At 61.8% G+C, this 12,233-nt stretch carries 11 protein-coding genes; 9 read left to right on the top strand and 2 right to left on the bottom strand.

Features of this window, described 5'->3' with window-relative positions:
- Positions 1-66: 66 nt before the first annotated feature.
- The gene (locus ACIQTW_RS17775) at positions 67-939 is read right to left on the bottom strand and encodes an NAD-dependent epimerase/dehydratase family protein (protein WP_402939596.1); all 873 of its coding nucleotides are present in this window, start codon (positions 937-939) and stop codon (positions 67-69) included.
- Between the two features lie 223 nt (positions 940-1,162).
- On the opposite strand from ACIQTW_RS17775, the gene ACIQTW_RS17770 reads away from it, so the two are divergent.
- Positions 1,163-1,762, top strand: coding sequence for a TetR/AcrR family transcriptional regulator (locus tag ACIQTW_RS17770; RefSeq protein WP_402939593.1), 600 nt, complete (start codon positions 1,163-1,165; stop codon positions 1,760-1,762).
- The gene (locus tag ACIQTW_RS17765) at positions 1,759-3,552 is read left to right on the top strand and encodes an alpha/beta fold hydrolase (protein ID WP_402939591.1); all 1,794 of its coding nucleotides are present in this window, start codon (positions 1,759-1,761) and stop codon (positions 3,550-3,552) included. Before ACIQTW_RS17770 ends, ACIQTW_RS17765 begins: the two co-directional genes overlap by 4 nt.
- Before the next feature lie 47 nt (positions 3,553-3,599).
- On the opposite strand, the gene ACIQTW_RS17760 is transcribed toward ACIQTW_RS17765, so the two are convergent.
- A complete protein-coding gene (locus ACIQTW_RS17760) occupies positions 3,600-4,232 on the bottom strand; it encodes a TetR/AcrR family transcriptional regulator (protein WP_402939588.1) in 633 nt (210 codons plus the stop codon).
- A gap of 134 nt (positions 4,233-4,366) precedes the next feature.
- Here ACIQTW_RS17760 and ACIQTW_RS17755 point away from each other — a divergent pair, with 134 nt between their 5' ends.
- The 7 genes from ACIQTW_RS17755 to ACIQTW_RS17725 are packed head-to-tail and all read left to right on the top strand — an operon-like array spanning position 4,367 to position 12,193.
- On the top strand, positions 4,367-5,977 hold the full coding sequence (locus ACIQTW_RS17755; RefSeq protein ID WP_402939585.1) for a carboxyl transferase domain-containing protein: 1,611 nt from the start codon (positions 4,367-4,369) through the stop codon (positions 5,975-5,977).
- A gap of 2 nt (positions 5,978-5,979) precedes the next feature.
- Positions 5,980-8,121: a biotin carboxylase N-terminal domain-containing protein gene (locus ACIQTW_RS17750; protein ID WP_402939582.1), complete on the top strand. Its 2,142-nt coding sequence runs from the start codon at positions 5,980-5,982 to the stop codon at positions 8,119-8,121.
- On the top strand, positions 8,118-9,281 hold the full coding sequence (locus tag ACIQTW_RS17745) for an acyl-CoA dehydrogenase family protein (protein WP_402939579.1): 1,164 nt from the start codon (positions 8,118-8,120) through the stop codon (positions 9,279-9,281). Before ACIQTW_RS17750 ends, ACIQTW_RS17745 begins: the two co-directional genes overlap by 4 nt.
- A gap of 20 nt (positions 9,282-9,301) precedes the next feature.
- The gene (locus ACIQTW_RS17740) at positions 9,302-10,069 is read left to right on the top strand and encodes a CoA transferase subunit A (protein WP_402939576.1); all 768 of its coding nucleotides are present in this window, start codon (positions 9,302-9,304) and stop codon (positions 10,067-10,069) included.
- Positions 10,066-10,818, top strand: a complete 753-nt coding sequence (locus ACIQTW_RS17735) for a CoA transferase subunit B (RefSeq protein ID WP_402939573.1) — start codon at positions 10,066-10,068, stop codon at positions 10,816-10,818. Before ACIQTW_RS17740 ends, ACIQTW_RS17735 begins: the two co-directional genes overlap by 4 nt.
- Positions 10,815-11,300, top strand: a complete 486-nt coding sequence (locus tag ACIQTW_RS17730) for a MaoC family dehydratase (protein WP_091466399.1) — start codon at positions 10,815-10,817, stop codon at positions 11,298-11,300. The genes ACIQTW_RS17735 and ACIQTW_RS17730 overlap by 4 nt, the downstream gene beginning before the upstream one ends.
- Before the next feature lie 44 nt (positions 11,301-11,344).
- Positions 11,345-12,193: an HpcH/HpaI aldolase/citrate lyase family protein gene (locus ACIQTW_RS17725; protein WP_402939568.1), complete on the top strand. Its 849-nt coding sequence runs from the start codon at positions 11,345-11,347 to the stop codon at positions 12,191-12,193.
- Positions 12,194-12,233: the final 40 nt, after the last annotated feature.

Below are 12,233 nucleotides of genomic sequence, written 5' to 3'. Positions count from 1 at the left end.
CAGGTGACTGCAGCTAAGGGGTGGGCCGTCGCGCATCATCAGGGCCGAGCGTCATGCGCCAGCGTGTCAGTCTTCGGTTGGCGTGGTGCGGTTGGAGTGGACATTGCGCCAGCTATGCTCCGGCTCAAAGCCCAACAGCCTTCGGGCTTTGTCGATGGACAGCATGGTTTCGTGCTCGCCCAGTTCCTTGAGGACCTCGACGCCGGGGAAGACTTCGGCGGCCAACTCGGTGCTGCTTCGGCTCATCACGGTATCGGCGGCGGCAATGATGAAGGTCTCGAAGCCCGGTTCCCCATGTTCCAAGGCCCTCACCACCGCAAGGGCGCCATCCCGGGCGTCGATGTAGCCCCAAAGGTTCCATTTCCGGAGGTTTGCGTCAGAGTCGAAGCTCGGGAAGGCATCATAGTCCTCGGGGTCCATGACGTTGGAGAAGCGCAGCGCAGTGATGCTCAGTTCCGGATCCCATCGCGTCAGTTGGATGGCCATCTGCTCTTCCAAGTGCTTAACCAGCGAGTAGGTGCTTTCCGGCCGGGCCGCGTACTCCTCATCCACGGGGATGTAGGGAGGTTCGATGTCGAAGGGGAGTCCCAGCACGGTCTCGCTGGAGGCGTAGACCACCTTCTTGATGCCCGCTCTCCGCGCCGCCTGGAACACGTTGTACGTGGACACCATGTTGTTCTCAAAGACTGCAGCATCCGGGGCCAGCCCCGGTGCAGGAATGGCTGCCAAGTGAACTATCGCGTCCAAGCCGTCGTGTTGGTCATCCAGGCCCAGGATGACATCGAGGACCTGGCCGTAATTTCGGAGGTCAACGTTGACGTAACCCCGGCCACGTGTGCCCGCGCGGTCCATGTTGAGCACCTCATGGCCATCCTGCGTAAGTCGTCGGACCACGCTCCTGCCCAGTTTTCCGCTTCCGCCGGTTACGGCAATCCTCATGGTGCGCTCCTTGATAGTGGCTGGACCAAACCCTGTCGTTTTATCGATTCAGTATGGGTTCGAGCTTCAGCCTAGGCGGCGCGGCTGCAGAAAACAGCCAGTGAGGCTGGCCCTGGGAGTCCTAGGAATATATGAACGTCCCAAAGGCCGACGCCCACGGCTGGCTTGAGCGCGGGGCAGTCAACGATTTGCAAAATATATAGACCGGTCTATTATTAGTTTTATGGCATCAAAAGGGAACCTGACAAAAGCACGGCTCGCGGAGTCCATGCTCCAGCTGATACAAACCAGCGGCTATAGCGGGACGGGGCTGAATGCTGTGATCGAACACGCCGCAGCACCGAAGGGATCGGTCTACTTCCATTTCCCCGATGGGAAGGAGGGCCTGGGCGTCGCAGCGGTTGAGCTCGCCGCGAAACAGTTCGAAGCACTCATTGCAGAGGCCGCAGCTTCCGCGGGGGGTGCGGCTGAGGCTGCCCGCGCCGCAATTGAGGCCTTGGCCGACATCGTCAGCGAGAGCAACTTCCGGCTGGGCTGCCCGGTCTCCGTCGTCACCCTGGAGATGGGCGCGGAAAGTGAGCGGCTGAGGCAGGCGTGTGCCGCTGCCTTCGAGTCGTGGATCGTCCCGACGTCCGCGCTCCTCGAGGCCAGCGGAGTTGACGCTGAGGAGGCCCGGTCCCTGGCAACCGTTGTTGTATCGACTATCGAGGGAGCGGTGATCGTCTCTCGCGCCATGCAAACCACCCAACCCCTGCTTTCGGCCGCTGACGTCGTGGCAGAGCTCATCAACCAGCGCTGCAAGACCGTTGGCGGGACGCGATGACTCCACACGAAGACTCCCGTCACGCCCTGGTCTTCGGGGCTTCGGGAATGATCGGCCGACACCTCGTCCTGTCCCTTGCTGAAGCTGGCGCGAACGTCACAGCTGCAGTTCGTACCGCCGAATCCGGAGCGCGGGTCGAGCGATGGGCCAAGGAGCATGGTCTGGTGCGGAGCATCAGCACGACGATCGTCGACTTCGATGCTCCAGAGATCATCGCGGGCGGCCCCTCGGCATTACCGTCCATCACCGAGATCCACAACTGCGCCGGGTCGTATCGGTTCGGGATGACCGCACGGGAGGCACGCAGCGCGAACGTCGGTATCGTCGAGAAACTGATTGACTTCGCCGAAGAACTTCCCAATTTGCAGCGCGTCGTCCATGTGTCGGGGTACCGAGTCGGCGGGCAGGACCCTGCTACCGTTCCATGGTCAGAGGGCCATCGCGCCGCGGTCTACAAGGAACTTGGCGCCTATGAAGCTTCAAAAGTGGAATCCGACGCCATCTTCCAAGCCCGGGCGATGGAGCGGGAAGTCCCGTGGACCATCGTCAATCCGGCCAGCGTGATCGGAGACAGCGTGACCGGTGAGTCCGACCAACTCATCGGGCTGGCCACCACCATTGGGCAGATCCGGGACGGCACCATGGCCGCACTGCCTGGAAACCACAAGACGTTCCTCCCGGTCGTCACGGTCGACTATCTGGCAGCTTTCATGACTGCAGCGGCGGTCGATCCGCTTGCTGCCGGCAAGGCCTATTGGATTTTGGACGACGCCACCCCGCCGCTGGCAGATCTGCTCACGCACGTCGGCCGTCATCTCGGTGTCAAGGTCCCCAGGATAAGGATGCCGATCGGTGTCATCAAGCGGCTCCCGCAGCGGATCACCAAGGCAGATCCCGAGACGCTGACCTTCATGTCCGCCGACCGCTATCCGACAGATTCAGCCATTGAGTTCGCCGCCAGACACAGGATCCCGATGCCGGATGTGCTGGTGTCACTGGAGCGGTGGGTCGACCACCTGGCTGCGTATCGGTTTGGCGCCGTCACTGCTGACGGTCGTCGATTCGTCGACATCGCCGGTCTAAGGACATTTGAGCTCGGCGTAGCCGGATCAAGCAGGGTGGTCTTTCCTGGCTTACCCGTCAACGCAGATACGTGGGCCGATGTTGCGACGGGCATTGACGCCCGGGTGGTAGACCTGCCCGGACTCGGCCTCAGTGGTGGAACAGGCGTTCAGGACTGGGAAAAGTGGCTGCCTGCTGTGCTGGGTGGGGAACCTGCTGACCTCATCGGCCACTCGATCGGTGCGGCCGCGGCGGTAATCGCGGCTGACCGGCACCCGGCGCAGGTCAAGTCGCTCACGCTGATAGCACCGTTCTTCCTCCAGGCCCCGATGGGTGGCCCGGCAAGACTGCAGCCGCTCGTATCCACCTACTTGCGACACTCCGACCCGGCGCGGCTGTCACACCAACTGACCGGATCAGGAGGGAGTGCGGCGGCACTGGAGTCCAGTCTCAGTGACCTCAAACGGAGTAGCGCCAAGAGGGTATCCGAGCACCTCGCCCTTGCGGAATCGAAGCCGTGGCGTACCGAACTCCGGGAAGCGCTGGGACGCTTCACCGGCACGGTCCGCATCGTCACAGGAAGCGATGACCCCCTTGCCTCGGATGCGGTTGAGCAGCTCAAGTCACTTCCGAATGTTCAGCTGATCTCGGTGCCGGGTGCCGGGCACCATCCGCAACTGACGCATAGTGATGATCTCGTCGCGCTCGTCAAGGGATCGCTCGAGTGAACAGGGCGCCCCTCACCCTCGAGGAATCCGCCAATGAGGGGTGGCAATCACGCTGAAGTAAGAGCAGCCAGGGCCATTTGTTCCAGGATGGGCCTGGCTGACTTCACGGCGATCTTCCTGCCGTGGTGGCGCACGGAATGGGGTGTGGAGTTGATCAAACCAAAGGCTGCGTGTGCACGGACGCGGAGGCCGGAGACATCTGCGTCTGTGTGAATGCGGGCCAAGACTTCTACCCACGTTTCGACGTAACTGCGCTGGAGGGACCTTACCTCTGCCTGGTCGGCGTCGCTGAGGCTTCCGAAGTCCCGGTCCTGGACACGGATGACATCAGGATTACTGAGGGCGAAATCGACCTGGAACTGGATGAGCCCTTTCAACGCGGTCCGGGGATCTTCGGACTCCGATACCACCCGCAATCCGCCGTCCAGCAAGTCACGGCTGACGCTGAGTAGTAACTCTCCGAGGACCGCTTGCTTGCCGGGAAAATGTCGGTAGACGGCGGGCCCACTGACGCCTGCTGCTGCTCCGAGGTCCTCGAGCGACACGCGGGTAAAACCGTTCTCCGCGAAGAGCCCGGCAGCAGCGGACAACAAAGCCAGTCTGCGGAGCTCCTTCGCCTGGCCTCGTTGCGTGCCGGCGGCGCGGGTGCCATTGATGCTTGCTTCCGGACCTCCGGTCACGTCTTCCTCCTTGCGCCAGGCCCGGCGCTCCCGGGACCCCTGTGCTGGACATCACAGTTAATAAAGACTAACCTAAATTTCAGTTACGTGGCACTAACCGAAATGGCCTGCGGCCGGGAATGGAACAGGGGTCAATGGAGACAATTTCCAGTCTGACGGGAGCCGCCAGCGGCACCTTTGAGGCCAACCAGGAAGCGCAACTGGCCTTGGTGGAGGAATTGAGGGAGCGCCTGGCGACGGCGGCCCTGGGCGGCCCTGCCAAGTCCAGGGAGCGGCACATCGCCCGCGGGAAACTTCTCCCGCGGGAACGCATTGACTACCTACTCGATGAAGGCAGCCCGTTCCTCGAGATCGCACCCTTGGCTGCGAATGGCATGTACAACGACGATTCCCCCGGCGCCGGGGTTATTGCAGGCATTGGCCTGGTCCATGGCCGCCACGTTCTGGTGATCTCCAATGACGCCACGGTCAAGGGCGGCACCTACTATCCCATGACCGTGAAGAAACACCTTCGGGCACAAGAGATCGCCTTGGAGAACAAGCTTCCGTGTATCTACCTCGTGGATTCCGGGGGAGCTTTCCTGCCCAAGCAGGACGAAGTTTTCCCGGACAAGGAGCACTTTGGCCGGATCTTCTATAACCAAGCAAAAATGTCCGCCGCCAAGATCCCGCAGATAGCCTCGGTCATGGGGTCGTGCACGGCCGGCGGGGCCTATGTACCCGCCATGAGTGATGAGACCGTCATAGTCCGGAACCAGGGCACCATCTTCCTGGGTGGTCCGCCCCTGGTTAAGGCCGCCATTGGTGAGATCGTCACAGCAGAGGAACTGGGCGGCGGCGACGTCCATTCAAGGATTTCCGGCGTCACGGACCACCTTGCCGAGAACGACCACCATGCACTGGAGATAGTTCGGGACATCGTGGCGACATTGCCTAAGCCGGCGCGACCGGCCTGGGACGTGTCCGACGTCGTCCTGCCGCCCGTCGTCGATCCTTCAGAGATTTACGGTGTGGTTCCCACGGATGTCAACGCCCAATACGACGTCCGCGAAGTCATCGCGAGGCTGGTTGATGGATCCGAATTCCACGAGTTCAAGAAGAACTACGGCACCACCCTGGTGACGGGATTCGCGCACCTGCACGGCCATCCTGTGGGCATTGTGGCCAACAACGGCGTACTTTTCAGCGAATCGTCCTTGAAAGGCGCCCACTTCATCGAACTTTGTGACCAGCGAGGCATTCCGCTGATCTTCCTGCAGAACCTGTCCGGATTCATGGTGGGCAAGGACTACGAGCAAGGCGGCATCGCCAAGAACGGCGCCAAAATGGTCACCGCAGTGGCTACTGCCCGCGTGCCAAAGCTGACGGTGGTCATCGGTGGATCCTTCGGCGCGGGCAACTACTCCATGTGCGGCCGGGCCTACTCGCCACGGTTCCTGTGGATGTGGCCGGCCGCCCGCATTTCCGTGATGGGCGGAAACCAGGCCTCCAGCGTCCTGGCAACGGTCAAAAGGGATCAGTACGAGGCGGCGGGCCAAGAATGGTCCGCCGAGGAAGAGGAAGCTTTCAAAGCTCCCATCAAGCAACAGTATGAGGACCAGGGAAGCCCGTACTACTCCACTGGGCGCCTGTGGGACGACGGCATTATCGACCCTGCTGACACGCGGCGCGTCCTGGGAATGGCCTTGGACGTCGTCTCACGCCAACAACTGCCCGAGACCTCCTTCGGTCTCTTCAGGATGTGACCATGAGCCTCCCAACAACAACTACAGCACCGCCCCTCCCGGCAGCCGAAACCCGAACCTTCAGCGCCGTCCTTGTTGCCAACCGTGGTGAGATCGCCTGTCGCATTATCAGGACGCTGAAGGAGATGGGCATCCGCTCCGTCGCCGTGTACTCGGACGCCGACAAAGAGGCAAAGCACGTGGCCATCGCCGATACCGCCGTCGCCATTGGTGGAACGGCTCCCGCGGACAGCTACTTAAAGATCGATGCCATCATCGACGCGTGCCGTCGAAGCGGGGCGGAGGCAGTCCATCCGGGCTACGGCTTCTTATCCGAAAATGTGGAGTTCGCCAAAGCGCTGGACGCCGCGGGCATCACGTTCATCGGACCGGGAATTGGGGCCATTGAAGTAATGGGCGACAAGATTCGGTCCAAGAACCACGTGATGGCCTACGACGTTCCCTGTGTTCCTGGCATCGCACAACCAGGACTCACCGATCAGGAGTTGATCGAAGCGGCACCGGGTGTCGGTTTCCCCTTGCTGATCAAGCCTTCCGCAGGTGGCGGCGGCAAAGGCATGCACGTTGTGGAACGGCTCGAGGACATGACCGCCACGCTCGTCACGGCCAGACGCGTGGCGGCGTCCGCATTCGGTGACGACACCCTCTTCCTTGAGCGGCTCATTCGCGCTCCCCGGCACATCGAGGTTCAGGTCCTGGCCGACAACCACGGCAATGTGATCCACCTCGGCGAGCGCGAGTGCTCACTGCAACGACGCCACCAGAAGGTCATCGAAGAAGCCCCGTCCGCCCTCTTCGAATCACTGCCCGATGGCGCACGGGAGCGGGCAAGCATCGGCGAGGCGGCCTGCAACGCTGCACGTTCGGTCAACTACAGTGGCGCGGGAACGGTCGAGTTCCTGGTCTCCGATGAACACCCCGACGAGTTCTTCTTCATGGAGATGAACACCCGGCTGCAGGTAGAACATCCTGTCACGGAGATGGTTACGGGCATCGATCTCGTGGAATGGCAGGTGAGGATCGCCGCCGGTGAGGTGCTCACTTTGGCGCAGTCCGACGTCGTACTTAAGGGCCATGCCGTTGAGGCGCGCGTCTACGCCGAGGTGCCCGAGCGGAATTTCATGCCGTCGATGGGGCGCATTGTGGCGCTTGCAGAGCAGGGTGTGGCGGATGCCACCGTTTCCGGGCAACAGCAGGCCCATGCGAACGTACGCATCGATTCCGCTATGCGGGACAACCTGGACATCACAGGGGACTACGATCCCATGCTCGCCAAGGTCATTGCGTGGGGCGAGGACAGGGCAGCAGCGCTGAATACCCTTGACGCTGCGCTCGGCCGGTACACATTGCTGGGCGTAGATACGAACGCCGAATATCTGCGGTTGCTGATTAATGATCCCGAGGTCCGCTCGGGGCACCTGGATACCGGACTGATTGAGCGCAAGCTGTCGTCCATGGAATTCAGGCACGCTGGTCCCGCCGAACTGATCGCCGCCGCGCTCACCCTATGGCTGGAGCGCACGGCTTCGGCGCTCGCGGGGGACGCGTGGAAGACGCCCGATGCCTGGCGAATCGGTGGCCGTGGCGCGTGGACAGCCAGCTTTGGTGTTCAGGGCGGTGAAATCAATACCGTGTCCATCATCGAGGAGGACGGTACCGTCACGGCGAGCATCGACGGCGGGAATCCGGTACAGGTGAAGGTGGCGGATCGCGGCGCGAACAGCATTGCGTTGGAGTTCGACGACGGATTTGTCACCTTCGCGGTTGGCATTGCCCAGGGTGATGCCCGTGAAATCTACGTCGGCAACGAGGGCTGGTCCTGCAGGTTCGAGGTCCTGAATCGTGCTGAGCGCTTGCGGCGGATGCTCGCCGGTATCCAACGCGAGGAAGGGGCTGCGGACCCCGAGGTACGTTCGCCGATGCCCGGGACGGTGGTCTCCGTGTCCGTGGTCGACGGTGACTTGGTGGAGGAAGGCCAGGCGCTACTTGCCGTGGAAGCGATGAAGATGGAGCACCAACTGGTGGCGTCCGTTGCGGGAACCGTCCACCTCACCAGCAAACCCGGCGACCTGGTCAAAGCGGACCAGGTACTCGCCACCATTCACGTAGACAAAACCAGCACAGACGAGGAAGTCCAGCGATGAGCACGTTTGAACTCAATGAGGAATACCAGGACCTTAGCGACTCCGTCCGCGAATTCGCCGACGAGGTAGTCGCACCGGTCTCCGCCAAGCACGACGAAGAGCACAGCTTCCCCTATGAGGTTGTGAAGCAGATGGGAGAGATGGGTCTGTTCGGCTTGCCTTTCCCAGAGGAATTCGGCGGGATGGGTGGCGATTATTTTGCGCTGGCGCTGGCATTGGAACAGCTGGGCCGTGTTGACCAGTCGGTAGCCATCACCCTTGAAGCCGGTGTGTCGCTCGGCGCCATGCCGGTGTACCGCTTCGGCACGGAGGAGCAGAAGCAAGAGTGGCTGCCGCAACTGGCGTCCGGGCGTTCCTTGGCCGGGTTCGGCCTAACGGAACGTGAAGCCGGTTCGGACGCCGGCGGCACCAAGACCAACGCCCATCTGGAAAACGGCGAATGGGTCATCAACGGCAACAAGGAATTCATCACCAACTCCGGCACGGATATCACCACGCTGGTCACCGTCACGGCAGTCACAGGCCAAAAAGAGAACGCCGACGGGAGCACCAAGAAAGAAATCTCCACCATCCTAGTCCCGACCGACACGCCCGGTTTTAGGGCGGAAAAGCCGTACAACAAGGTGGGCTGGAACGCGTCGGATACTCACCCTCTCACCCTCGACAATGTCCGCGTTCCTGAAGCGAACCTCCTGGGCGAGCGCGGCCGGGGTTATGCCAACTTTCTTTCCATCCTTGATGAGGGCCGTATAGCCATCGCCGCACTGGCCACCGGCGCAGCCCAGGGTTGCGTGGACTTGTCCGTGAAGTACGCCAAGGAACGCACCGCGTTCGGGCAGAACATCGGCAAGTACCAGGCCATCCAGTTCAAGATCGCCCGGATGCAGGCAAGGGCGCACACTGCCCGCCTTGCGTACTACGACGCAGCCTCCCGGATGCTGGCTGGCAAGCCGTTCAAGACCGAAGCGGCCATCGCTAAGATGGTCGCAGGCGAGGCAGCCATGGACAACGCGCGGGACGCCACCCAGGTGTTCGGCGGCTATGGCTTCATCAACGAATTCACGGTGGCACGGCATTACCGCGACTCCAAGATCCTTGAAATCGGGGAGGGCACCACCGAAGTCCAGTTGATGCTCATCGCCCGTGAGCTGGGTCTGTAACCGTACGGGAAGGATCAAGGATGATTGACAAGGTTGTTGCCAGCGCCGCGGAAGCGGTGAAGGACATCCCGGACGGTGCCTCGTTGGCGGTGGGTGGTTTCGGCTTATGCGGCATCCCCGTTTCCCTTATCGATGCCCTTCATCAGCAAGGCACCACGGATCTTGAGACGGTCAGCAACAACTGTGGCGTGGACGATTGGGGCCTCGGCATTCTGCTTAAGGATGGTCGAATCCGACGGACCATCAGTTCGTATGTGGGTGAGAACAAGGAATTCGCCCGGCAGTATTTGGCGGGGGAACTGGAAGTAGTCCTCACTCCGCAGGGCACCTTGGCTGAGAAGCTGCGCGCCGGTGGTGCCGGCATCCCGGCCTTCTACACCAAGGCGGGTGTGGGTACCCAGGTGTCCGAAGGCGGCCTTCCGCAAAAGTACGACGCCGACGGAAACGTTGCGCTGGCCTCTTCACCGAAGGAAGTGCGCACCTTCAAGGACGCGGACTACGTGCTGGAAGAGTCCCTGACACCGGACTTCGGCCTTGTCCATGCCTGGAAGGGAGACCGGCACGGCAACCTGGTCTTCCATGCGACAGCGATGAACTTCAACCCCCTCTGTGCCATGGCGGCCAGGACCACCATTGCCGAAGTGGAGGAGTTGGTGGAACCAGGGGAGCTTGATCCGGAGCACATCCACACTCCGGGGATCTTCGTCCAAAGGGTAGTGGTGGCAACCTCGAACGAGAAGCGGATAGAAAAGCGGACGGTAGCGCTGACGGCAGGAGCGGACCAATGACCGACAATCCCTACCACGACATTCCGCCCCGCCCGGAAGCCGTCCGGCACGAGTACCGTCGCGCCGACGTCGAACATCACGAGGCCAAAGGCTGGACCCGCAACGAACTGGCCGCCCGCGTTGCCAGGGAACTCACCAACGGGCAATACGTGAACCTGGGAATCGGGATGCCCACGCTGATCCCCAACTACATTCCCGATGGCGTGGAGGTCATTCTTCACTCCGAGAATGGGATCCTTGGCGTTGGTCCCTACCCCACCGAGGACAGGGTTGATCCAGACCTCATCAACGCAGGCAAGGAAACCGTCACCACAAATGCGGGGGCTGCATTCTTCGACTCGGCGTCGTCCTTCGGCATGATCCGCGGCGGTCACGTGGACGTGGCCGTCCTGGGTGCCATGGAGGTGGCCGCGAACGGCGACCTGGCCAACTGGATGATTCCAGGCAAGATGGTCAAGGGCATGGGCGGTGCGATGGACCTGGTGTTCGGTGCCAAGAAGGTCATCGTCATGATGGAACATGTAGATCGCAGCGGTCGGCCGAAAATCGTCCAGGACTGCTCGCTCCCGCTCACAGGGAAAGGCTGCGTGGACCGGATCATCACGGATTTGGCAGTCATCGACGTCGTCAAGGATGAAGGTGACCCGCGCTTGGTCCTCCGTGAGTTGGCCCCCAACGTCACCCTTGAGGACGTCCTGGCCGCTACCGGTGCCGAGCTCTTTGAGGAAGACCAGGAGCTCACCGTATGACGCGGGTGGTTGAGCAGCGCGGGCTGTACTTCGATGAACTTGAAGAGGGCGTGATCTACGCCCACAAACCCGGCCGCACTGTCACCGAGACTGACAACGTCCTTTTCACCACCATGACCATGAACACGCAGGCACTGCACTTGGACGCGGCCTGGAGCTCCGGGCAGCCGTTCGGGCAGCGCCTGATGAACTCCATGTTCACCCTGTCCACCATGGTGGGTCAGTCGGTGACGCAGCTGACGCAAGGGACCATCATTGCGCAGTTGGGTTTGACGGATGTCACCTTCCCTCACCCGCTGTATCACGGCGATACCCTTTATACGGAAACGGTGATCACGGGAAAACGGCTGTCGTCGTCCCGCCCGGGTCAAGGCGTGGTGACCATGCAGCACACCGGCCGCAATCAGGACGGTGCAGTGGTGGCCTTGGCTACCCGGACCTGCCTGATGTGGACCAAGGAAGCGCACGCCGCGCAGTCCTGAACCACCAATCCAAACTCTGTAGGACACCAGCAGCAAGGACTTTCATGCTCTTTTCCAGCGCGACTCCGTTCACCATGGGTCCGGCCCTCTTGTTCTGCCCAGCAGACCGGCCGGAGCGTTTCGGCAAGGCCGCTGATCGATCCGATGCCGTCATCCTGGACTTGGAGGATGCCGTAGCTCCTGCGGACAAGCCGGGGGCCCGCGAAGCGATTCTGAAGCAGGCGGGCACGGGTGGCCTGGAGCCAATCCGCACCATTGTTCGCGTCAATCCAGTGGGGACGCCCGAGTTCGAGCTCGACCTCGAGGCTTTGGCAAGAACGCCTTACCGCACGGTGATGCTGGCAAAGGCGGAGAGTGCGGAGCAGCTCAGGTTTTTGGAGGGCTATCAGGTCATCGCACTGTGCGAAACTGCGGCGGGCATCGTCAACGCCTCTGCTATCGCCGCCGAACCGAACGTCGTGGGACTGATGTGGGGTGCCGAAGATTTGTTGGCGTCACTGGGTGGCCTCTCCAGCAGGAACGACGACGGCGGATACCGGGCTGTCGCCCTGCACTCCCGGTCCGCTGTCCTGCTCGCCGCCAAAGCCGCGGGCAAGGAAGCCGTCGACTCGGTGTATGTGAACATCCCGGATCTGGAAGGCTTGTTGGCTGAGTCGCAGGACGCCGTTTCCAGTGGTTTCGGTGCGAAGGCCTGCATCCATCCGAATCAGGTCGCAGTAGTCCGTGAGGCCTACGCTCCCGCTCCCGAAGCCATAGCCCAAGCCACCGAGCTCCTGGAAGCTGCGGCATCTGCGGGCACGGGAGTGTTCCAGTTCAAGGGCAAGATGATCGACGGACCCATACTCAAGCACGCCGAAGCGACACTTCGCCGGGCCGGGCACCCCGCGAGATGACAGTTAACACCCATGTTCGGCGGAAACATGGGTGTTAACT

The sequence above is a fragment of the Paenarthrobacter sp. NPDC090517 genome, from assembly GCF_044769165.1.
Taxonomy (GTDB): Bacteria; Actinomycetota; Actinomycetes; order Actinomycetales; family Micrococcaceae; genus Arthrobacter.
Note: the sequence above shows the minus strand (reverse complement) of the source record. Positions and strands in the feature narration are given on the sequence as shown.

Bases quoted from the DNA above. Each gene is read 5' to 3' on its own strand.
- ACIQTW_RS17775 (WP_402939596.1), bottom strand. From the start codon at position 939: ATGAGGATTGCCGTAACCGGCGGAAGCGGAAAACTGGGCAGGAGCGTG.
- ACIQTW_RS17770 (WP_402939593.1), top strand. From the start codon at position 1,163: ATGGCATCAAAAGGGAACCTGACAAAAGCACGGCTCGCGGAGTCCATG.
- ACIQTW_RS17765 (WP_402939591.1), top strand. From the start codon at position 1,759: ATGACTCCACACGAAGACTCCCGTCACGCCCTGGTCTTCGGGGCTTCG.
- ACIQTW_RS17755 (WP_402939585.1), top strand. From the start codon at position 4,367: ATGGAGACAATTTCCAGTCTGACGGGAGCCGCCAGCGGCACCTTTGAG.
- ACIQTW_RS17750 (WP_402939582.1), top strand. From the start codon at position 5,980: ATGAGCCTCCCAACAACAACTACAGCACCGCCCCTCCCGGCAGCCGAA.
- ACIQTW_RS17745 (WP_402939579.1), top strand. From the start codon at position 8,118: ATGAGCACGTTTGAACTCAATGAGGAATACCAGGACCTTAGCGACTCC.
- ACIQTW_RS17740 (WP_402939576.1), top strand. From the start codon at position 9,302: ATGATTGACAAGGTTGTTGCCAGCGCCGCGGAAGCGGTGAAGGACATC.
- ACIQTW_RS17735 (WP_402939573.1), top strand. From the start codon at position 10,066: ATGACCGACAATCCCTACCACGACATTCCGCCCCGCCCGGAAGCCGTC.
- ACIQTW_RS17730 (WP_091466399.1), top strand. From the start codon at position 10,815: ATGACGCGGGTGGTTGAGCAGCGCGGGCTGTACTTCGATGAACTTGAA.
- ACIQTW_RS17725 (WP_402939568.1), top strand. From the start codon at position 11,345: ATGCTCTTTTCCAGCGCGACTCCGTTCACCATGGGTCCGGCCCTCTTG.